At 73.4% G+C, this 21,423-nt stretch carries 18 protein-coding genes; 10 read left to right on the top strand and 8 right to left on the bottom strand.

What is annotated here, in order from left to right; genetic code table 11:
- Positions 1-65 precede the first annotated feature (65 nt).
- Positions 66-1,379, top strand: coding sequence for an alpha-glucosidase/alpha-galactosidase (locus tag ACIPAE_RS38035; protein WP_402451819.1), 1,314 nt, complete (start codon positions 66-68; stop codon positions 1,377-1,379).
- Positions 1,376-2,191, top strand: a complete 816-nt coding sequence (locus ACIPAE_RS38030; protein ID WP_328464999.1) for a DeoR/GlpR family DNA-binding transcription regulator — start codon at positions 1,376-1,378, stop codon at positions 2,189-2,191. The genes ACIPAE_RS38035 and ACIPAE_RS38030 overlap by 4 nt, the downstream gene beginning before the upstream one ends.
- Before the next feature lie 83 nt (positions 2,192-2,274).
- Here the strand turns inward: ACIPAE_RS38030 and ACIPAE_RS38025 are convergent, their stop codons facing one another.
- The 3 genes from ACIPAE_RS38025 to ACIPAE_RS38015 form a co-directional block, all read right to left on the bottom strand.
- Positions 2,275-3,333, bottom strand: a complete 1,059-nt coding sequence (locus ACIPAE_RS38025; RefSeq protein ID WP_402451816.1) for a WxL protein peptidoglycan domain-containing protein — start codon at positions 3,331-3,333, stop codon at positions 2,275-2,277.
- Positions 3,334-3,427: 94 nt separating this feature from the next.
- Complete coding sequence (locus ACIPAE_RS38020; protein ID WP_402451813.1) at positions 3,428-5,404, bottom strand: fibronectin type III domain-containing protein; 1,977 nt, start codon at positions 5,402-5,404, stop codon at positions 3,428-3,430.
- A 123-nt stretch (positions 5,405-5,527) separates the two neighbouring features.
- Complete coding sequence (locus tag ACIPAE_RS38015) at positions 5,528-6,760, bottom strand: HupE/UreJ family protein (RefSeq protein WP_402451810.1); 1,233 nt, start codon at positions 6,758-6,760, stop codon at positions 5,528-5,530.
- Between the two features lie 173 nt (positions 6,761-6,933).
- On the opposite strand from ACIPAE_RS38015, the gene ACIPAE_RS38010 reads away from it, so the two are divergent.
- Positions 6,934-7,605, top strand: coding sequence for a hypothetical protein (locus tag ACIPAE_RS38010; RefSeq protein ID WP_329368369.1), 672 nt, complete (start codon positions 6,934-6,936; stop codon positions 7,603-7,605).
- An 81-nt stretch (positions 7,606-7,686) separates the two neighbouring features.
- Here ACIPAE_RS38010 and ACIPAE_RS38005 read toward each other — a convergent pair whose 3' ends face one another.
- Positions 7,687-7,869, bottom strand: a complete 183-nt coding sequence (locus ACIPAE_RS38005) for a helix-turn-helix transcriptional regulator (protein WP_329368367.1) — start codon at positions 7,867-7,869, stop codon at positions 7,687-7,689.
- A gap of 234 nt (positions 7,870-8,103) precedes the next feature.
- Here ACIPAE_RS38005 and ACIPAE_RS38000 point away from each other — a divergent pair, with 234 nt between their 5' ends.
- On the top strand, positions 8,104-8,607 hold the full coding sequence (locus tag ACIPAE_RS38000; RefSeq protein WP_329368365.1) for a helix-turn-helix domain-containing protein: 504 nt from the start codon (positions 8,104-8,106) through the stop codon (positions 8,605-8,607).
- 138 nt (positions 8,608-8,745) lie between these two features.
- Positions 8,746-9,777, top strand: a complete 1,032-nt coding sequence (locus tag ACIPAE_RS37995) for a pseudouridine synthase (protein ID WP_402451806.1) — start codon at positions 8,746-8,748, stop codon at positions 9,775-9,777.
- Between the two features lie 27 nt (positions 9,778-9,804).
- Here the strand turns inward: ACIPAE_RS37995 and ACIPAE_RS37990 are convergent, their stop codons facing one another.
- Positions 9,805-10,596: a VOC family protein gene (locus ACIPAE_RS37990; protein ID WP_402451804.1), complete on the bottom strand. Its 792-nt coding sequence runs from the start codon at positions 10,594-10,596 to the stop codon at positions 9,805-9,807.
- Between the two features lie 271 nt (positions 10,597-10,867).
- Between ACIPAE_RS37990 and ACIPAE_RS37985 the strand changes: the two genes are divergently transcribed.
- Entirely contained in the window at positions 10,868-11,071 is a 204-nt protein-coding gene (locus ACIPAE_RS37985; RefSeq protein ID WP_329368359.1) for a hypothetical protein, read from the top strand.
- A 21-nt stretch (positions 11,072-11,092) separates the two neighbouring features.
- On the opposite strand, the gene panD is transcribed toward ACIPAE_RS37985, so the two are convergent.
- Together panD and ACIPAE_RS37975 are read right to left on the bottom strand one after the other, a co-directional pair.
- Positions 11,093-11,515, bottom strand: a complete 423-nt coding sequence (panD, locus tag ACIPAE_RS37980) for an aspartate 1-decarboxylase (protein WP_366409880.1) — start codon at positions 11,513-11,515, stop codon at positions 11,093-11,095.
- A 221-nt stretch (positions 11,516-11,736) separates the two neighbouring features.
- On the bottom strand, positions 11,737-13,896 hold the full coding sequence (locus ACIPAE_RS37975; protein ID WP_402451800.1) for an FUSC family protein: 2,160 nt from the start codon (positions 13,894-13,896) through the stop codon (positions 11,737-11,739).
- 184 nt (positions 13,897-14,080) lie between these two features.
- Here ACIPAE_RS37975 and ACIPAE_RS37970 point away from each other — a divergent pair, with 184 nt between their 5' ends.
- From ACIPAE_RS37970 to ACIPAE_RS37960, 3 genes are all read left to right on the top strand, one after another.
- Positions 14,081-14,521, top strand: coding sequence for a MarR family transcriptional regulator (locus ACIPAE_RS37970; RefSeq protein WP_328465024.1), 441 nt, complete (start codon positions 14,081-14,083; stop codon positions 14,519-14,521).
- 180 nt (positions 14,522-14,701) lie between these two features.
- On the top strand, positions 14,702-14,932 hold the full coding sequence (locus ACIPAE_RS37965) for a heavy-metal-associated domain-containing protein (RefSeq protein ID WP_328465026.1): 231 nt from the start codon (positions 14,702-14,704) through the stop codon (positions 14,930-14,932).
- 194 nt (positions 14,933-15,126) lie between these two features.
- A complete protein-coding gene (locus ACIPAE_RS37960; RefSeq protein ID WP_402451797.1) occupies positions 15,127-17,442 on the top strand; it encodes a heavy metal translocating P-type ATPase in 2,316 nt (771 codons plus the stop codon).
- Positions 17,443-17,604: 162 nt separating this feature from the next.
- Here the strand turns inward: ACIPAE_RS37960 and ACIPAE_RS37955 are convergent, their stop codons facing one another.
- The gene (locus tag ACIPAE_RS37955; protein WP_402451795.1) at positions 17,605-20,181 is read right to left on the bottom strand and encodes a D-alanyl-D-alanine carboxypeptidase family protein; all 2,577 of its coding nucleotides are present in this window, start codon (positions 20,179-20,181) and stop codon (positions 17,605-17,607) included.
- A 252-nt stretch (positions 20,182-20,433) separates the two neighbouring features.
- Here ACIPAE_RS37955 and ACIPAE_RS37950 point away from each other — a divergent pair, with 252 nt between their 5' ends.
- Positions 20,434-21,135, top strand: a complete 702-nt coding sequence (locus ACIPAE_RS37950; RefSeq protein ID WP_328465032.1) for a GPP34 family phosphoprotein — start codon at positions 20,434-20,436, stop codon at positions 21,133-21,135.
- The last annotated feature ends 288 nt before the right edge of the window (positions 21,136-21,423 follow it).

The raw sequence follows: 21,423 nt of genomic DNA, 5'->3' as shown, positions 1-21,423 counted from the left end.
GGTGCGCCATCAGGACGACCGGAACGACACTGACCGAAACGACACTGCCGGAGGAGGACGGGGGCATGGCCGACATCGTGCTGACCGGCGCGGGCAACGTGAAGATGACCCGGCGCATCCTGTCCGACCTGTTCCTCGTCCCCGCCCTGGCCGGCCGCCTGCGCATCCGGCTGCACGACATCGACCCGGACCGGCTGGCCACCGCCCTCACCCTGGCCCGGAGCCTGGACGCGGAGGCCGGCGCCGGAGCGGTGATCGAGTCGTACACCGACCGCAGGGCCGCCCTGTACGGCGCCGACTACGTGGTCTGCCAGCTGGGCGTCGGCGGCTACGACACCGCGCTGCGCGACTTCGAGATCCCGGCCCGGCACGGGCTGCGCCAGACCATCGCCGACACCATCGGCATCGGCGGCATCTTCCGCGGCCTGCGCACCATCCCGGTGATGGTCGGGCTCGCCCGGGACATGGCCGAGCAGTGCCCCGACGCGTGGCTGCTCAGCTACACCGACCCGCTGGTGATGACGCTGTGGGCGGTGCGCGAGGTCACCGGCATGAGCCGCGTGGTCGGCCTGTGCCACGCGGTCCGCGACACCCACGCGTTCCTCGCCGACGCGGTCGGCCGGGAGGCCGAGGACCTCACCTTCCTCACCGCGGGGCTGACCCATCAGGCGTTCGTGCTGCGCTTCGAGGCCGACGGCAGGTCGCTGTACCCGGAGCTGGAGGCCGCGGTGCGGGCCGACCCGAAGCTGGGGCGGCATGTGCGGATGGAGATGTGGCGCCGGTTCGGCTACTTCCCCACCGAGTCCAGCGAGCACGCGGCCGAGTACGTGCCCTGGTTCATGCGCCATGACGACGAGATCGCCCGGCTGGGCATCCCCGTCGGCGAGTACCTGGGGGTGCTCAGCCGGAGCCTGCACGCCTACGAGGAGATCCGCCGGGGGCTGGCCCAGGGGCGGCCGATGCTGATGCGCTGGCTGGAACCCGAGATCGCCTCCGAGGTGCTGCGGGCGATGATCACCGGCGAGACCCGGCGGGTGAACCTGACCCTGCCCAACGAGGGCCTGATCCCCGCGCTGCCGGCCGAGTGCTTCGTCGAGGTGCCCGCCGACATCGACGCCGGCGGCGTCACGGCCGCCCCGATCGACCGCTATCCCGCGCAGCTGGCCGCGCTCAACCGCGCGTACGTCAACGTCGCGGAACTGACCGTCCGCGCCGTGCTGGACGGCGAACCGCGTCATGTGCGGCACGCTGCGATGCTGGACCCGAACACCGCGGCGACGCTCTCGCTGGCCGCGATCGAACAGCTCTGCGACGAGATGACCGAAGCACACCGCGACCTGCTGCCCGCCGGTCTCGCGGACCGGAAGGGCCAGGCGTGACCAGTACCCATGAGCCGATGCCGGCCGAGGTCCGCCGCGAGCGCATGCTCGCCCTGGTCCAGGAGCAGGACTTCGTGCGGATCGCGGCCCTCGCCGAGGCGTTCGGCGTCTCGGTGGTCACCGTCCGGGGCGACCTGGACGTGCTGGAGGAACACGGCCTGATCCGCCGGGTCCGCGGCGGCGCCCGGGCCGCGCCGCTGGACACGCGGAACGAGCCCTCCTACGAACAGTCGCTGGGCTCGGCCGCGTTGGAGAAGGCCGCCATCGCCAAGACCGCGGCCCAGCGGGTCGGCAGCGGCCAGTCCCTCGTCATCGACGCCGGGACCACCACGACCTTCTTCGCCCGCGAGCTGGTCGCGCGCCGGGATCTGACCGACCTGATGGTGTTCACCAACAGCACCAGCGTCGCCCACCAGCTCGAACCCGCCATCCCGCGCTTCACCGTGGTGCTGTCCGGGGGGACGCTCCGCCCGCTGCAGCGGTCCCTGGTCGACCCGATGGGCGGGCGCATCCTGGAGAACATCCACGCCGACACCGCGTTCCTGTCGTGCAGCGGCATCCACCCCGACACCGGCGTCACGAACATCAACATCCAGGAAGCCGAGATGAAGATCAGGATGCTGCGCGCCACCACCCAGCACATCCTGCTCGCCGACTCGACCAAGCTCGGCAGGACCGACCTCGCCCCGGTCTGCCCGCTCAGCGATCTGGACCTGCTGATCGTCGGCGACAACGCGACCGGCACCCAGGTCGCCCAGCTGCGCGAGTACGGCCTGACCGTCGAACTCGGGGTGCTGACGGACCAGTCGTAGGGACTGGTCGTGCGGACCGGCTTTACGGACCGGCTTTACGGACCGGTCGTACGGTCCTGGCAGGTCGCGGACCGGGGCGGGGATCACGGCGTGCGGTCGCGCAGCGCCTGCTCGACGGCGTCCCGTACCCGGGTGTCCTCGCGCAGCTCGCGCCGCGCGCGGGCGCGGCGGGCCAGGACGAGCGCCGCGGCGATCCCTGCGGCGAGGGCCACGACCAGCAGGGTCAGCAGCCACGGGACGGCCCAGCCGCCGCCGGTCGCCCGGACCGGCTCCAGTTCGGTGGTGGAGCCCGACGCGTCGACGGCCACGGGGGTGAGGGTCACGCGCGCCGACAGCCGGAATCCGGGCTCGACGCCGTGCACCGGCACCGTCACCTTCCGGCTCTCCCCCGGGAGCAGGTCCGGCATCGCGGCGACCTTGCCCGCCTCGGTCCGCAGCAGGCCGAAGGGGCCCGCGACGGAGACCGCCTGGCGCGCCGACAGCACGGCGTTGCCGGTGTTGTGGACCCGGTAGGTGACGACCGTGTCGCCCTTCGCGAAGGGGGTGAGCGGGCCGGAGTAGCCGACGTGGACGTCCTCGACCGCCAGGCCCGGGGTGAGTTCGCCGCTGACCCGCAGCTTGACCCGGATGCCGAGCCGACGGTCGACGTTGATGCCCGCGGCGTCGTCGGGCTGGGTCAGGGCGGTGAGGACGCCCCCGACGTAGTCGCCGGGTGTGGCCCGGTCCGGAACGGTCACCGTGAAGGGGACGTCCACGGACTTCCCGGGCTTGATCTCGACGCTCTTCCGGTCGGTGTGCAGCCAGGCGCCGACGGCGACCGACTTCTTCGCCCGGGGGAGCAGGTCGAGTTGGCCGGCGTCGGAGGTGAAGCCGTCGGCGGCGTAGAGGTCGAGGGTGAGCGGCGCCTTGCCGCGGTTGGCGACGACCAGGGTGTCCTCGACCCGGCCGCCGGGGTTGACGGTGTAGCTGTAGCTGGACCGGTCGTCGCCGTGGCTGCCCGAGCCGGTACGCACCGTCCAGGTGGCGTCGGTGTCCGCCGCCAGGGCGGAGCCGGCCGGCAGCCCGGCGACCGCGAGGAGGGTGAGCAGGACCAGGGCGACGGTACGGATGAGGGCGGCGGCGGAGGTCGTCCGGCGCGTCACGGGCGGGTGCATCTCGGGTCCTCGGGCGGTCGGTGGGGTGAGACCGGCGGGGCGGGCAGCTGGGTGCCCGCCCCGCCGGGTGGGACGGGTACGGTCAGCTGCTCAGCGCGGTGATCGTGAGGGTGGCGCGGTAGGAGCCCTTGTCGGCGCTGCCCGGGATCTTCAGATCCAGGTCGGCGCCCAGCTCGGCCTTGCCCTTGGGGTGGCCCTGGTCGGCCCAGCCGAGGCCGCGCGAGACGGACAGGCCGGGACCGTGGTCGTCATAGGCCGAGGCGACCGAACCGCTGGCCTTGGCGCCGGCGCCGCCCTCCAGCACCTTCGGCGTCCAGCCGAGGTAGGCGCCGGAGAACGTCTTGCCGGCGTCCTTGAAGTCGCCCACGCTCGCCGATATCGACCACGGCGCGAGCGAACGGCGGCTGTCGGAGACGGCGATCGGGTTGATCCGGCCGGTCGCGTCGAAGTAGTCACCGTCGTGGTCCTTGGCGGTGCCGAGGTCCACCAGGCCGTTGTAGCCGTCGATGGTCCAGCCGAACTCGCCCGGCGCGGCGGCGGGCACGTCGACCTGCAGGTCCTGGCCCGAGCCGTGGTACGGGTGCACGCTCACCTTGTCGACGAGCGAGCCGACCGGCTGGCCGGTGGTGGTGTTCTTGCACCAGTCGCCGCCCTCGACGGCCGCGTTGGGCGCCGCGCAGGTGCCGCTGCGCACGTCCTCGACGACCAGCTTGTCGTTGCGGACCTGCACCTTGACGTAGCTGCGCACGTGCTCCTGGTTCTGCACGGAGCTGTACCAGTAGTTGCCCGGGTTCAGCGGGTCGGCGCCGTTGCCCGCGCCGCTGGTGCCGCTGGAGTCCGGGGCGGTGATGTCGTAGTACTTCGAGCCCGAGGCCGAGTTGGCGGTCACGTAGAGCACGCCGCCGGGGCCGGGGTAGACGTCGGAGGCGCCCGGCTGCTCGGCCGCGTCCGCCTTCTCGCCGTTCTTGATCAGGTAGCTGCGGGCGTAGCTGTGGTCGTGGCCCTGGAGCACCAGGTCCACGCCGAGCTTGGACACCGCGGTCGGGAAGTCCACGCGGCGGACCTTGTTGTCGCTGTCCTTTGCGTGCGAGGCCGGCGAGTAGATCGAGTGGTGGAAGACGAGCACCTTCCACTTGGCCTCGGAGCCGTGCTGGTTGATGACGTCGGTCACGTACTTGACGTGGGCCTCGTCACCGCCGCCGCCCTGGGAGGTGGTGTAGCTGTTGCTGTTGACGTCGATGAACAGCACGTCCTTGTAGATGTACCAGTAGTCGCCGCCCGAACTGTCAGACTCCGGCTTGCCGTTGGAGTAGTACGGGGCGGTGCGGTCGGTGTTCGGGGTGTACAGGTGCTGCTCGTACGCCTTGCCGCCGACGTCGTGGTTGCCGATGGTGGCCGCCCACGGGTACTGGCGCAGCTTGTCGGGCGCGAGGAAGGCGTTCCACTGGGACTCGGTGTTGGCGCTCTCCACCTGGTCGCCGCCGGAGACCAGCAGTTCGGCCTTCGGGTTGGCCGCGAGGGAGACGTCCAGGGTGTCCTGCCAACCGGCCTGGTCCTTGGCGGTGTTGCCGGAGGAGCCGATCTGCGGGTCGCCGTAGAACAGGAAGTCGTAGTCGCCGTCGAAGTCCTGCGTGGTGAACGCGTACGTCGCGGACCAGTCGCCCGCGGAGCCGACCCGGTAGGAGTAGGCGGTGTTCTCCTTGAGGTCGGTGATCGTCGCGTGGCGGTTGTAGCCGCCGCTGGAGGCGATGTTCGCCCCGCCGGCGGCGTCGAAGGTGGCGGCGCCGGCCGGGAACTCGCCGGCGGTCAGCTCCGCGGTCGGGGCGACCTGGATCTGCTGCGCGGTGTCGGCTGAGGAGTACCAGGAGACGGTGCGCTGCGCCTCGTTGGCGCCCACTCCGAGGATGACGCCGCTGAGCGTGGTGGGCGACGCGGCGCCGGCGGGCGAGGCCGCGGCGCCGCCGAGGGCGATCGTCATGCCCAGGAACGCCGCGGTGACCCCGGTGGCCACGCGGCGCCGCGCGGGCCCGCGGGCCTGCGTCGAGCTGCTCGATTTCATGGGTTTTTTCGTTCCCTTTACTAAGAGAAAACCAGAACTTGGCGATCGTCAAGCTGTCGCGGGAGGGTGAACCGCTCGCGAATACGACCTTTGGAGCGGCTGAACTTCCCACAGACCTATGCCTCAGAACATGAACACCCGTTGCATGAACCACATGAGTCCCATAACCGTCACACCGGCGGAGATCGCACCGGTCGCCCAGCGGCCGGCCACCGGCGCGCGGCGGCGCAGCAGGGCCAGCAGCGGGAAGACGGCGGCGATGATCGTCAACTGGACGGCCTCGATGCCGACGTTGAACACCAGCAGGGACCACAGCAGCGTCCACGAGAACGCCTTGTCGATGCCGAGCGCGCCGGCGAAGCCCAGGCCGTGCACGAGGCCGAAGCAGAACACGACCGCGAGGCGGGTCCAGCCGGCCCGGTCCAGGGCGAAGTGGCCGCCGCCGGAGGTCTCCAGCTCGGTCGCCTCGCCCCCGCGCCGCCACAGCCGCCACAGGTACCAGCCGGCCACCACCGCGATCGACAGCGCGATGACCGGCTCCACGACCCGCGCCGGCACGTCGACCAGACCCAGGGCGGCGAGCATGAAGGTCACCGAGTGGGCCAGGGTGAAGCTGGTGGCCGCGAGCACGATCTCGCGCAGCCGCCGCGACCCGGCGATGAGGGCCAGCAGGAACAGGATGTGGTCGATCCCGGTCAGCAGGTGCTCGGCGCCCAGCCGGAAGAACTCCCCGAACTGGTCGTACCACGGCTGCGCGAGCGAGACCGACGGGTGGGCGGCGTCGAGCGCGGCGCTGCCCGACCGGCCGTCGAGGTGGTAGGTGACGATCGTCTTGGTGCCGGTGACATACGTCTCGGCGTCGGGGAACAGCCCGCTGCGCAGCACCGGTTCGCCGGCCCGCCCGGAGCAGTCCCAGTCCAGCGGCAGCACGGCGTACGGCACGCCCTGCCGCCGGGTCATCGTGAAGCCGCCGGCCCGGGCGGGCGTGCAGGCCCTGCCGCCGGCGGTGACGGAGAAGCGCCGGGTGACGTAGCCGACGGCCGACCGGGCGTGCGCGTCGAGCGCGGCGGCCTGCGCCTTGGTGTCGCCGGCGTCGAACGCGGCGTTCCCGGCCCGGAAGAGGGCGTCGTCGTGCTCGTAGTCGGCGGTGGAGATGACGTAGAGGTCGTACTCCAGCTCCAGCGTCGTCCGCAGCCGGCGCCCGCCACTGTCGCCGTCACCGTCGCCTTCGCCCTCGGTGACGTGGACGTAGGCGACCGACGTGAACCCGTGGGCCGACGCGGGCGGGGCGAGACTCAGGAAGGCGATCACCGCTACGGCGATCGCGACGGCGGTGCGGCGGGCACGTGCTGGCATGGGGCTCCTTCGGGGTTGCCCGTGCACGGTGCACGCCTTGGATGAACAAAGACCATCCCTTTGCCGAATCATTAAAGAACAACCGCGCGAACGGCGCCTCAGGGCCTATTCGGCGCCAAAGGAATCAGCAGGATGGGACGCACCATTCCGCCATCACTCGGAGGACGATCGCCTTGCGCCCCCCGCTCCGGGCCGCCGCCCTGCTGGCCGCGGCCGCCGCGCTGGTCACCGGATGCGGTTCCGGCGACGACTGGTCACGGCCGCACCCGGCACCCAGCGCCGTCGGCACGCTGGAGGCGGGGTTCGCCGATCCCTCCGCCCCGCCCGCGCCGGAGGCGACCATCACCCCGCGGCCCGGTTCCTGGAACGGGGTCCACCCGTCGAAGGGCTACCGCGTGGTCCTGCTCACCGCCGGGGACGACCGCCCGACCAGGTCGCTGGTCACCGCCGTCAAGGACTGGGCCGCGAAGGAGCACGTCAGCCTCAGGACGGTGGTCGCCGACGGCCCCTCCGACCTGCTTCCCGCCATCACCAGGTCCCTCGCCGCGCGACCGGACCTCGTCGTCAGCGCGGGCGACGGCCTGGTCGACCCCCTCGCGACCGCCACCGCGAACCACCTGTCCCAGCAGTTCCTGGTGGTGGGGGCGGAGTTGGCCGAGCCGACGCAGAACGTCACCTCGGTCGACTGGTCGGGGGCGTCGTTCCGCGGCGAGGGGCTCGGCATGTCCTCGACCTACGACGCCGCCTCGTTCACCGCCGAGCGCTGCACCGCCGCGATCGGCGCGGGCACGGCGGCCGTGCTCAACCACCTGACGGGGATAGTGATCTGGCTCGACGAGATCTGAACCGGCCGCCGCCCGCGTCGCGGGGAAGGCGTCAACTGCGGTGACCGCGAGGACGGGTGACTTCGCGTCAGGTGACGCCGGTCAGCGGTCGTCGTGGGTGATGGCGGCGACGGGGACGTCGAGAGCGTGGGCGCAGCGCCGGATCGTGTCGTCGCTCGCACCGACCAAGCCGCGTTCCAGGCGGGAGAGATGGCCCCGGTCCAGCCCCGTCAGCACCTGCATCTCGCGAAGGCTCATCTTCCGAGCAATGCGAAGTGCCCTCATTGCCGCGCCGTTCGGTCTCACGTCTCGAAAGTATCCGCCAACCACCGCGCTTGCAAGTCCAACAGATCTTAAATGTGAGCTTTCCAAGCTCGATGGCGTCATTCGATCGCCTTCTCCCGAGCCGCATCACCGCCATTCCACGCAACCAATGGGCGAGTTCCGGCCGTATCGGCCGCAGGTCGAAGGCTCGGAAGATGGCTGCGTGGTTGCGTGCAGTCCGGCATGATGTGGGCCATGGACGGAGATTGGTTGCGGCTGGGCGGCGTCATCCGGGCAGCGCGCAAGCGCAAGGGACTCAGCCAGGTGCGCCTCGGCGACTCGATCGGCGTGAAGCGGACCGTGATCCAGACGATCGAGCGCGGGCACGAGTTCCAGAGCGTCACGGCGACCCTGCGGGACATCGAACGCATTCTGGAGTGGGGCCAGGGCTCGATCGAGCACATCCTCGACGGCGGCGACCCGCTGCCGCCGGACTCCCCCGGCAACCGCTACTACACCCGGCACGCGCGGCCGGATGCCGGCGGTGAGCTGCCGGTACGGATCTCCCGCGCGCTCGCCGAGGGCGTCACCCTGGACACCGCGGTCGTGCCGCTGTCGCCCAACACCGAGATGGTGGTGGTGGTCAAGGGCAAGCCGGACGCCACGCACGACCAGATCGAGGCGGCCCTGGCGGCATGGGAGAAGAGGGGCGGCCACCTGGACCGGCTCCGGGAGATCGCGGACGCCCGCGAGGACTGAGTCCGGCGGCGGCCCGGCCACGGCCCGGCGACGTCGTACGTCGTAACCTGGCGGTGTGCGGCCTGGAAAAGACCAGGTCGCGGCGGCCGGGTCGGACGGACCGGGTCGGCTCGGGGCCGGAGAGCCGGGGGACACGCGATGGCGCGCAGAGCGGGGCGCGGGGCGCCTGCCGCCCCGTTGGGGCAGCGCCAGGGCGTCGATCCGGTGCGCGTGCGCCTGCCCGACCCCGCCGACGGCGACAGCGACGCCGACGGTGCGGCGGGGCGCGCGGCCTGGACGACGATCGGCGGGTACCTGCTGGAGCGGTACGGCGCGGCGGTCGGCCGGGAGCGGATCGAGGCGATGCTCGCCGCGGGGCGGTTCGTCACCGCGGACGGGCCGGTGGGCGCGCTGACGCCGTACGCACCCGGGGCGTGGGTCTGGTTCCACCGCGACTTCCCGCCGGAGCCGGCCGTGCCGTTCCCGGTGGAGGTGCTCCACCGGGACGAGCGGATCGTGGTCGCCGACAAGCCGCACTTCCTGGCCACCACCCCGCGCGGCCGCCATGTCACCGAGACCGCGCTGGCCCGGCTCCGCCGCGAGCTGGACCTGCCGCTGCTGTCCCCCGCGCACCGGCTGGACCGGTTGACCGCGGGAGTGGTGCTGTTCGTCGTACGTCCCGAGGACCGCGGGGCGTACCAGACGCTCTTCCGGGACCGGCTGGTACGCAAGGAGTACGAGGCCGTCGCGGCCTACGACCCGGCGGTCGCGCTGCCGGCGACGGTGCGCAGCCGGATCGTGAAGGAACGCGGGCAGATGGCGGCGCGGGAGGTGCCGGGGCCGTACAACGCGGAGAGCGTGGTCGAGCTGCTGGCGCGGCGCGGCGGGCTCGGCCGCTACCTTCTGCGGCCCCTGACCGGCCGCACCCACCAGTTGCGGCTGCACATGCAGGCGTTGGGGCTGCCGTTGTTGAACGACCCGATCTACCCGGAGGTGTGGGCGGAGGCGGCGGCCGAGGAGGGCGCGGACCCGTACGCACGGCCGCTTCAACTGCTGGCGCGGACGCTGGAGTTCACCGATCCGCTGACCGGCCGGGAGCTGCGGTTCGCCAGCGCGCGCCGGCTGTCCGCGTGGCCGCCCGACGCCGACGAGCCGGGCGGCGAACGCGGACGGCTGACGGCTGACGGCTGACGGCTGACGGCAGCAGGGGGCCGCGGGTCAGGCCATCTGCGGGTCCGGCTGGAGGACGGCGAAGAACGCCCCCTCGGGGTCCCTGAGCAGCGCGACCCGGCCGATGCCGCCCACCTGTGTGGTGGGCATCAGCACGGTCGCGCCGTGCGAGGCGGCGGTGGTCACCACGCCGTCGGCGTCGGCGACGCCGACGTAGGGCTGCCAGTAGCAGACCCCGTCCGGCAGTTGCTCGGGCGCGAGTTGCATGATGCCGCCGTGCGAGCCGGCCTGGCCGCCGCCGGCGCGGGAGACCACCGTGTAGACCCCGGCGTCGGCGGCCAGCGGCATGTCCGCGGTGTCCCAGCCGAAGAGGCTGCCGTAGAAGCGCTTGGCCTGCTCGGCGTCCGTCGTGTACAGCTCGGTCCAGCACAGGGCGCCGACGCCGGTGCGGTCCAGCCCCTTGAGGGTGCCGGGCTGGTAGACGGCGAACTGGGCGCCGGACGGGTCGGTGTACCCGGCGATCCGGCCCTGGTCCCCGATGTCGAGCGGCGCGAACCGGACCGAGCCGCCGGCCTGCTCGACGTCCTTGGTGGTGGCGTCGGCGTCGGCCGTCTCGAAGTACAGCGTCCAGGCCGGGCTGACCCCCTCCTCGGTGATCGGGCCGAGGCCGGCGACGGTCTGCCCGTCGAGCTGGAACATGCCGTACCCGCCGGCGTCGGGGCCCGCCGAGCGGAACTCCCAGCCGAACAGCGCGCGGTAGAACGCCGCCGCGCCCTCGACGTCGCGGCTGCCGAGGTCGAGCCAGCTCGGTGCGCCGGGCACGTAGTCGTTGGTGAGCATGGTGCGGTCCTCCGTGATCGTGAGCCCGAACGCGCGCGCGACGTGCGGAACGCGGGAGGGCGGAGCGGAATGCGCCAGGTGCCGGATTCCGTGGGATATGCAGCCGATACGGCCGCTGTGTCCTCCCTCACACTCAGCATGCCAGCAGACTCCGACAACCGCCGTTCGTGCCAGGTCACAGCCTGGTGAACGACCCGGGGCCGGTCCGGCCGAGCACGCGCGGTGGTCAATCGGTTCGGGATTGTCAGTGGGCCGGTCTAGGGTGGATCACATGTACGGGGGAGATCTCGATCAGGCGAACGCGGCCCTGCGCGCTTATGTGCAGGAGCACGGCGACCGGCCTTGGACGGCCGAGGAGTTGACCGAACTGGCGCGGCTGCGCGCCCAGTGGACGGCGGCGGCGCGCGGTGTTCGGGTGGAGATACGTCCGGTGGCCGGGCCGGTGCGGGGCGCCTCGGTGGTCACCGCCGCTTGAAGGGGCGCGCGGCCCACGGGTTCAGCCGTGGACGACCGCGTGCGGGGGTCGCAGGGCATCGGTGCCGGGAGCGGGCTCGGCGGTGTCGTCGCCCAGCTTGACGATCCGGTTGCCGGCGTCGACGTGGACCACGGCCGGCCGCAGCGCGCGGGCCTCGGCGTCCTCGACCTGGGCGTAGCTGATCAGGATGACCAGGTCGCCGGGGTGCACCAGGTGGGCGGCGGCTCCGTTGATGCCGATGACGCCTGAGCCGCGCTCGCCCTCGATCACATACGTCTCCAGCCGGGCGCCGTTGGTGATGTCCACGATGTGCACGAGCTCGCCGGGCAGCAGGTCCGCGGCGTCCATCAGCTCGGCGTCCACGGTCACCGAACCCACGTAGTGCAGATCCGCCTGGGTCACGGTGGCCCGGTGGATCTTGGACTTGAACATGGTGCGCAGCACGGCGTCGCCTCCTGGCGGGTGGGTGGGTCGCGTTCCCTGCCGGGATACGCGCCGTCGCCTCCAGGGTAGGGCCGCCGGGCCCGGGCGCGGTGGGGGGTGCGGGGCGGAGTGCGGAAGATCTCAGCGACCGGGTCGGGGTTCGCGGGAGCGCGGGTCCCGGCAGTTCGAAGGAGCGCGGGTCCCGGCAGGCGGGCACACCGCCGCGGTCCCGGGCGGAGGTGTCAGCCGGCCGCGGTCGCCGCCGGCGCCTGCGAGGACGGCGGTGGCGGCGCGGGCAACCGGTCGTAGAGCTCGACGAGCGCGGCGTCGAGGCGGATCACGGCGGGCGGTCCGGTGCGGACCGGCCGCGGGGGTGCGGCGTCCGGGCGGTTGCCGAGGCGGCGGCGCACCTGGCCGAGGTTGCGTGCGGCCAGGCCGAGTTGGGGTCGGGCCGCGGCGAGTCCGGCCGCGTCGCTGAGCGCGAGCGCGCGGCCGGCGTGCGCGCAGGCGGTCAACGCGTCCACCCAGTCGGCGGCGTGCTGCGGCGCGGGCGCGGCCCGGCGCGTCCCCCACGCGGGGTGGCCGAGGGTGCCCCGGATCAGGGTGCGGTGGGCGCGGGCGGGTGCGGCGGCCACCGCGAGTTCACGGGTGGCGCGGTCGAAGCGGCGGGCCAGCCGCCGGATCTCCGCGGGCCGCGGCTCCGGCGCGCGGGCCGCGACCAGCAGGTCGGCCAGCACCCGCAGGGCGCGGGCGGCCCGGCCGCGCAGGACCGTGGCGGTCGGCAGCGGCAGCACGAAGTACGCAGCCGCGATCCCGCAGGCCGACCCGAGCAGGATGCCCTCGGGGCGCTGCACGAGGAGGGCGCCGCCCTGCTCGCCGTTCAGGCCGTAGAGCACCGCCAGCAGGCTCGTGACGCAGAACGCCCAGGCCGCGTAGGTGGTTTCGCGCAGCCACAGGCCGACCAGCAGGTAGCAGAAGATGACGGTGATCGCCGCGGCGTCGTCGCCCGCGACCAGGTGCGCCACGAGGGTCCCGGTGACCGCGCCGATGAACGCGCCCGCCACCCGCAACCCGCTGCGGTGCACGACGTCGCCGCGCCCCCGTGCCGCGCTGCACACCACGAACGCGGTGATCATCACCCACGACCAGTGCCGCGGGAACACCAGGTGGCCGACGGCGAAGGCCGCCGCCATCGCCACCGCGAGCTGCGCGGCCAGCCGTGCCTGCGGCTGCGGGTTCCGCCAGCCGCCCGGCCGCGCCGCGGGCGCCGGGGGTTCGGGGGCCGGCCCCTGCACCGCCCGCACCCCGCGTACCGCCGCGGCGGCGGCCCGCACAGCGGCGAGCGCGTCGTCCAGGGCGCCGCCTCCCCCCGGCCCGTCCGCCCCGGGTCCGCCCGTCCCCATACCGCCGGTCCCCGCGCCGCCCACCGCGGCAGGTGTCCCGGCGACCCGGGACCGTACGACCCGGGACCGTACGACCGGGGCACGTACGCCCTGCGCGGGAACGCCCTGCGCCGATACGCCCCGCTCCGGTGCGGCCCGGTCCGAGATGGTCGGCTGCTCCGGTGCGGCCTGCGCGGCGCCGGCGCCGGCCGAACCGCCCGCACCCGCGGGCTCGTCGCCGGGGCCGGGCCGTACGACGGGGGCCGGGGCGGCCGCCGGCTGCCCCGCGGTGACCTCGGCGGTGAGGACGGCCGCGGCGAGGGTGTCGAGCGGGGTGCGGTCGGCGCCGGCGGGGAGGCGGGCGGCGTCGAGGCGGTCCTCGACGGTGAGGGCGGTGCGGTGCAGGGTCAGCGCGGCCTTGGCGTGCCGGGCGCCCCCGGGCGCGAGGGCGCGCAGGCGGACGGCGCCGCGTACGAAGTCGCCCGCCGCCGCGGCCGCCTCGCGGGTGGGGCGGGACGGCAGCAGCTGCTGGGACCCGAGCACGCAGGCCACCGCGATGACCCCGCACACCGCACCCCACAGCGGCCCGGTGGCCTTGGCCGCGGACGGCGGCACCGGCGTGACCAGCACGGCGATCAGCGGGGTGAGCGCCAGCCGCCCGAAGCGCCGCACCTTGCCGCCGAACCGCATCAGGTAGCGGGACCCGCCGACCGCGGCCACGAAGACGCCCGCGCCGAACCACGCGTTCTGCACCATCAGCCGCCCGACGAAGGCGGCGAGGACGCCGACCAGGGGGACGTACGCGAGGGCCGACAGCCGGTGCGGCAGGCTGGTCGCGTGCAGGCTGCGCGACACCATCACCGCGACGACGGTCGCGATCACCACCATGCCGCCGGGCAGGCCGGCGGCATGGCCGACCGCGCCCGACACCAGCAGTGCCGCGACGGCGGCGAGCACGGTGCGCACGGCGATCCGCAGCCGTACCCGTCCCGGGTCCAGCAGGCGCAGCCGGATCAGCATCCTTCGTCCCCCCTCGTCCCCGCCATGACGTCTCCTCGCGCGGGCCGTACCCGGTCACGCGCTCCAGATTGATAAGCCTTGCGTATGACTTTCGGCCGCACGCCGACCGCTCGTCCGCTCGGATAGCCAGATCATGCCCGTGTCAGGGTAGAAAAATCATACGCCTAGCTTAGGAAACAGCACGATGTCGTTCCCTCCCCCGCCGTCCGACGACAGCGCCGTGGTCCGCCGCTCGGTGAACCGGCTGGCCCGGCGGATGCGCGCCGAGCGGCTGCCGGACGGGCTGCCCAGTGCCCGGCTCGGCGTCCTCGCGCAGCTGTACCGCGGCGGCCCGAGCACGCCGGGCGCGATGGCCGCGGCACTCCACGTGCAGCCGCAGTCGCTGACCCGCACGCTGGCCGCACTGCGCGAGGACGGCTACGTGACGCACTCACGCAACGCGGGCGACGGCCGGCAGCGCCTGGTCGAGCTGACCGCGAGCGGCTTCGAGGCCATGGCGCGCGACGTCGCCCACCGCGACGAGTGGCTGCGCCGGCGGATGGCCGCGGAACTGAACGACACGGAGGTGGCGCTGCTGCGGCTGGCCGCCACACTGCTCGACCGGCTCGCCGACGACGACGGCTGAGCGGCGGGCGGGAAAGCCACCGCGGGCAACGGGGGTCGATCGGGATCGACCCACCCCTTGGGAATACCCCTAGGGGGTATATGGTTGCCACCAGTGAGAGCGGGAGATTCGCCCGCTCGCCGCGGCGCGGCCCAGCGACATCGACCGCAGCCGCACCAGCCGTACGCGTCGCGCGTACCCGTGGATGAGGAGCACAGCATGAGCGAGGCCGTCTACTCGGTGTCCGGTATGACCTGCGGGCACTGCGAGTCCGCGGTGAGCAAGGAGGTCGGCGCGATCCCCGGGGTCACCTCCGCGACCGCGGTGGCCGGCAGCGGCCTGCTGACCGTCGCGTCCGAGCAACCGCTGGACGACGAGGCGGTGCGCGCGGCCGTGGACGAGGCGGGTTACGAGCTCGTCGGCCGGGCCTGACCGAGCAGCCCCACCCGCGGCGGACCGCGTCCGGACGGACCGTACGGACGGATCGGACCTGACCGGGCCGGGCCGGAGTCGACCGGGCCGGACTCGACCGGACCGGCCGCCTCCGCGGGCACGGCTGCGGGCCGCACGCACCGGGCGCACCGGGAGCACATCGAACGCCGCACGGATCGACCAGGGAGTGAGCAGTGGCGACCAGCACAGCACACACGCACAGCGAACCCGCGGGAAAGCGGGTCGAATTGGCGATCGGCGGCATGACCTGCGCGTCCTGTGCCGCCCGGATCGAGAAGAAGCTCAACCGGATGGACGGGGTCACCGCGAGCGTCAACTACGCGACCGAGAAGGCCAGGGTCGAGTACGCGGGCGAGGTGGCGGTGGGCGACCTCATCGCGACGGTCGAGGCCACCGGATACACCGCCGCGGTGCCCGCTCCCCCGGCCGCCCCGGCGCCGTCCGCGCCCCCGGGCGCACCGTCCGGCTCCGCGGCCGAAGGCAACGGCCCCGCCGACGCCGGCGACCCCGAACTCACCACGCTGCGCCAGCGCCTGACCACGGCGGTCGTCCTCGGCCTGCCGGTGATCCTGCTGTCCATGGTGCCCGCGCTGCAGTTCACCAACTGGCAGTGGCTCGCGCTGACCCTCGCCTCCCCCGTGGTGGTCTACGCCGGCTGGCCCTTCCACCGCGCCGCGTACACCAATGCCCGGCACGGCGCCGCGACGATGGACACCCTGGTGTCGGTCGGCACCCTCGCGGCCTTCGGATGGTCGCTGTGGGCGCTGTTCTTCGGCGACGCGGGGATGCCCGGCATGACCCACCCCTTCGAGTTCACCATCTCCCGTGGCGACGGTGCGAGCGAGATCTACCTCGAAGCGGCCGCGGGTGTCACCGCGTTCATCCTCGCCGGGCGGTACTTCGAGGCCCGGGCCAAGCGCCGGGCCGGCGCCGCGCTGCGCGCCCTGCTCGAACTCGGCGCGAAGGACGTGGCGGTGCTCCGCGACGGCATCGAAGTACGCGTGCCCATCGGCGAGTTGGCGGTCGGCGACCACTTCGTCGTCCGCCCGGGCGAGAAGATCGCCACCGACGGGGTGGTCCGCGAGGGCGGCTCCGCGGTCGATGCCTCACTGCTGACCGGTGAGTCGGTGCCGGTCGAGGTCGGGCCCGGATCGCCCGTCACCGGCGCTACCGTCAACGCGGGCGGCCGGATCGTGGTCGAGGCCGTGAAGGTCGGCGCCGACACCCAACTCGCCCGGATGGCCCGCCTGGTGGAGGACGCGCAGAACGGGAAGGCGGCGGCCCAGCGGCTCGCCGACCGGATCTCCGGGGTGTTCGTGCCCGCGGTGATCGCGCTGGCGCTCGGCACGCTCGTGGTGTGGTTCGCGCTCGGCGAGGGCGCCACGGCGGCGTTCACCGCGGCGGTCGCCGTCCTGATCATCGCCTGCCCGTGCGCGCTCGGCCTGGCCACGCCCACCGCGCTGCTCGTCGGTACCGGGCGCGGCGCCCAACTCGGCATCCTCATCAAGGGACCCGAGGTGCTGGAGTCCACCCGGGCCGTGGACACCGTGGTGCTCGACAAGACCGGCACGGTCACCAGCGGTTCGATGACGCTGACCGCCGTGCACCTCGCGGACGGCGAGGACGAGGCCGCGGTGCTGCGGCTGGCCGGCGCCCTGGAGGGCGCCTCCGAGCACCCGATCGCCCGCGCGATCGCGGCCGGCGCGACGGAGCGGCTCGGGACCCTGCCGGTGCCCGAGGACTTCGCCAACGTGCCCGGGCTCGGCGTGCAGGGCATCGTCGACGGGCACGCGGTGCTCGTGGGCCGCGAGCGCCTGCTGCGCGAGTGGTCGCAGGAACTGCCGTCCGCGCTCGCCGCGGCCAAGTCCGCCGCCGAGGAGCGCGGCGCCACCGCGGTCGCCGTCGGCTGGGACGGGCAGGCCAGGGCCGTGCTCGTGGTCTCCGACGCGGTCAAGCCGACCAGCCGGGAAGCGGTACGGCGGCTGCGGGCGCTCGGGCTGCGGCCGGTCCTGCTCACCGGTGACAACACGCAGGTCGCCCGGTCCGTCGCCGCGCAGGTGGGGATCGACGGGGAGGACGTCCACGCGGAGGTCCTGCCCGAGGACAAGGTGGCCGTCGTCCGGCGGCTGCAGGAGCAGGGGCGGGTCGTGGCGATGGTCGGCGACGGCGTCAACGACGCGGCCGCGCTCGCCCAGGCGGACCTGGGGCTGGCGATGGGCACCGGCACGGACGCGGCCATCGAGGCGGGCGACCTCACCCTCGTACGGGGCGACTTGCTGGTGGCGGCCGACGCGATCCGGCTGGCGCGGCGCACCCTCGGCACCATCAAGGCGAACCTCTTCTGGGCGTTCGCGTACAACCTCGCGGCGATCCCACTGGCCGCGGCCGGGCTGCTCGACCCGATGATCGCGGGTGCGGCGATGGCCTTCTCCTCGGTCTTCGTCGTCGCCAACAGCCTGCGCCTGCGCAGGTTCTCACCCCTCGCCTGACCGCTCAACGGACCTGTACGAGGGACCCGCGCAACGGACCCGCGCAAGGGACCCGCGCACCTGGCCTGCCCGACACGCACCGCTCGCGACAAGGCCGTTGACACACGTCGTCCCCCGACCGACCGCAGGAACGCGGTCGAGCGGGGGACGACGTACGAACGCTCAGAACCGGGTGAGCTTCGCCCCGAAGCCGGGCGCGTCCAGGTCGCTCTGCAGCACCACCGGCACCGACGTACGGGCCGAGCCGCTGCCGAAGCTGAGCGTGCCCACCTGCGTGCCGGCCGCGGCGTGGTGCGGCACTCCGCTGCCGTCCGCCGCGAGCGTGAGGTCCTGCTTCATGCCGGCCCAGCCGATCGCCGTGAGGTCCTTGCCCGTGACGACCGGGGTGCTGCCGCCGAGTCCGTCGTCGACCTTGCCGACGACCGTGCCCTTCTTCACTATCGTCGACGAGCCGAGCCCGCCCTGCACGGACTCGATCAGCGCCTGGCTGCGGGCGAGCGCGGTCTGGAGGCTGTCGTCCACGGTGGTGCCGCCGTGCTGCTGGAGCACCACGCCGAGCACCAACTGCTGCTTGCCGTCGACGGTCTTGTGCGCCGCCCACATCAACGCGCCGCCGGCCGGGGTGCTGGAGCCGGTCTTGATGCCGACCACGCCGACCTTCACCAGGTCGTTGTTGTTGTTGTAGATCCGGCCTACGCCGGGGATGTCCACGTTCGGCATGGCGACCACCGAGCGGAACACGTCGTTCTTCATCACCTCGCGGGCGAGCTTGAGTTGGTCCACCGCGGTGCTGACGGTGGTCTCCTCGATGCCGCTCGCGCCGGTGTAGGTGGTGTGCGTCATGCCGAGCTGCGCGGCCGCCTTGGTCATCTTCGCGACGAAGGCGTCCTGCGTGCCGGAGTCCCAACGCGCCAGCAGGCGGGCGATGTTGTTACCCGACGGGACCAGCAGCAGCTGGAGCATCCGCCGCTCGTCGAAGCGCTGGCCCTCCTTGACCGGCGCCGTCGACTGGTCGTCGGACCCGGCCTCCTTCGCGGCCTGCGCGTCGACCTTGATCGTCGGCCCGCCCTGGCTGCCGGTGAGCGGGTGGTCGTGCAGGATCACGTACGCCGTCATGACCTTGGTGAGGCTGGCGATCGGCACGGGCGACTGGGTGCCGTGCACCCCGAGCGAGCCCAGCCCCTCGACCTCGGCGACCGCCTGGCCCTCGTTCGGCCACGGCATCGTCTGCGGCAGCGGGGTGCCGGCGAAGGTGTACGTCCGCGCCGCGGTCAGCGACAGGTGTGGAGACGGCAGCGGGCGCAGCGCCTGGACCACGACGAAGACGATCGCGAGCAGCACGACCAGCGGCGTCCAGATCTTGAACCGGCGTGCGACGGTGCGCAGCGCGGTGTCCGGCGGCGGCGGGGTGTTGGTCAGCTCGGCGAGCAGCTTCAGCGGCTGCTTGTCGGGGGGCGGCGGCACCGGCATGGAGCGGGTGCTCCCGGGGCCGGCGGCCTCCTCGGCGGAGCGGTCGGCACCGCCGGGGGCGGGGGGAGCGGAGGGCGCGGGGGGAGTGGAAGGCGCCGCGGGTCCGGAAGCGGACTTGGCGGGCGCGGCGGGGGGCTGCGCGGGGGGCAGCGGAGCCGGGCGCGGCGGCGCGGTCTCGGCCCGCGTCGGGCGGCCGGGAGCGCCGAACGCCACGGAGGACCCGCTGGAAGGGGCCTGACGGCCGTTCTGCGGCTCTTCCGGCCACTCCGCGGGGATGTCGGAGACGAGCGGCTTCACCGTCGGCCCAGGGCGCTCCGGGGGCGCGGAGGGGGGCGCGGGGGCGTCGGCCGGGCGCCCGTCCTCGATGTCCGCGCCGGCGGACGGGATTTCACCCGCCCGGGCGTCGGCCGTCCGGGAAGCCTCTGCACCCGTTCCAGCGACGGAACCGGAACGGGAAGCGGAATCGGCATCGGCGTCGGCATCGGTGCCGTCGTCCGTGGCGGTGCTGTCGTCCGCGTCGGTGCTGTCGTCCGCGTCGGCAGCGGAGTCCGTGTTCGCGGTGGAGGTGGCGGCGGCGTTGAAGGTGAAGGTGAAGGTGGCGGAATCAGCGTCGGCCCCGGCCTCGTCCGGCTCGTCCGCGGCTTCGGCGTCCTCCGCCGCGGCGACCGGAGCACCGTCCTCCTCCTCGGCGGAGTCCGCGTCGGAGTCCGCGTCGGAGTCGCCGTCGGAGCCGACGGAGCCCTCGTTCGCCTCCGCGTCGGCGTCCTCGCCCGCGTCCTCGGCGCCACCCGCCCCGGACTCGTCGGACCCACTGGCCCCACCAGCCCCAGCGGCCTCCTCAGCCTCATCCGTCTGGTCACGATTCGGTTCCGTTTTCCCGCTCTCCTCCTGCGCCGAACGGGGCGCGGGAGGTGCGGCGGGGGGCGCGGAATCGGTCACGGCGTCCACGGTCACTACGTCGTCCGACGTAGCGACCGCGCCCGCCCGGGACCGTCCGGACGAGGCGTCCGACGGCTCCGCGGAAGCGTCGTCAGACGGGTGCGATCGGGGCTCTGAACTGGGATCTTCGATGTCGTCCTGGGCGTGCGAGGGCGGCGCGTCCGCCGCGTCGCCCGCCGTCTGCTCCTCGGGACCGCCCTCGGTCACCCGCGCCTCCGGCGTCTCCATGGGCACTCGGAACACCGCCAGCCTCGGATCTGTGGCCGGGCGGATACCCGGCTCCCCCGACGTCTCGTGCTGCTGCTCCCTGCCGGGGGCGTCGCCCGCCACGCAGACCTCCTCCACACATCGTGATGACTCATGCACACACTCGGGCAAAAGCGGCCGGATACGGCGCCTTTACCGGTCCTCGACCACACTGGCAAGTGTCCCGCGAGAGGCGCGCAGGCCGTCTGCGACACCCCATCCACCCCGTAGACGAGAACGACATACCAGCCGGTTCCCGCCGATATGGCGAAGGCGCTCTCGACAGGCCGGTGTGAGAGGCGTCACCCTGTCATTCATCCACGCGGGGAGGCATGGATGGGCAAGAGCCGCAGAACAATTCCGGAAGAGCTGTTGCTGCTCGCCCTGGACCCGACCACCGGGACCACGGCGCAGCCGCAATCGCTCGACCTCGGCCTCGCCGGGGCGCAGCTCGTCGAGCTGGCCCTGGCCGGACGGATAGCCCCTGACGGGGATCGTATAGCCGTGGTGCACCCACGGCCGACAGGAGATCCGACTCTGGACTCCGCGCTCGAACTGCTGCGACGCCGCGGCAGCCCGGTGCGTGCCGTCCACTGGATCGGCGGGCCCCGGCTGGGGTTGCGCCAGACGTATCTCGCACACCTGGAGCGGTGCGGCATGGTGCACGCCGTGCCGGGTCAGATGTGCGGGGTGCTGCCGACCACGCGGTACCAGGCGACCGACAGCGCGGTCAGCCGGGAGATCAGGTCCCGGCTGGACAGCGCGATCCGCACCGGCGTGCCGCCGGACCCGCGGACCGCGGCGCTCGCCGCGCTCGCCCACGCCGTGGGACTCGGCAAGCACCTGTACCCGGGCAACGAGGGCCGGTCATCGCGATCGCGCCTGCGTGACCTGATCAGGTACGACCCGATGGGCGGTCTCGTGGCGCACGCCGTCATGGATGTGCAGAACGGGGTGGCGGCGCAGCCGAAGCGTCCGCCGGCCCAGGCGCAGCGCTCCGCGGGGCACAGCGGGATGGCGCGGGCGGGAGCCCGGTGACCTGACCGACGGCAGGCCGACAGCATATGTCGTTCACGCGACACACAGTACACATCAGGTTGCTACCCGTACACATGGCGGTGGCGGTGCCCTCCGGGCCTTTCGGCGGGAGTACGCACCGCGACCGTGAATCCGGCCCGGGGCCAAGGGCGTTCGGGAGCGGCTGTGGCGGGGGGGGGGGGGGGGGGGGGGGGCCGCGCCCCCGCCCCCCCCCCCCCCCCCCCCCCCCCCCGACCCCCCCCCCCCCCCCCCCCCCCCCCCCCCCCCCCCCCCCCCCCCCCCCCCCCC

This window comes from Streptomyces sp. NPDC087270, from assembly GCF_044744625.1.
In the GTDB taxonomy this organism is placed as follows: Bacteria; Actinomycetota; Actinomycetes; order Streptomycetales; family Streptomycetaceae; genus Actinacidiphila.
Note: the sequence above shows the minus strand (reverse complement) of the source record. Positions and strands in the feature narration are given on the sequence as shown.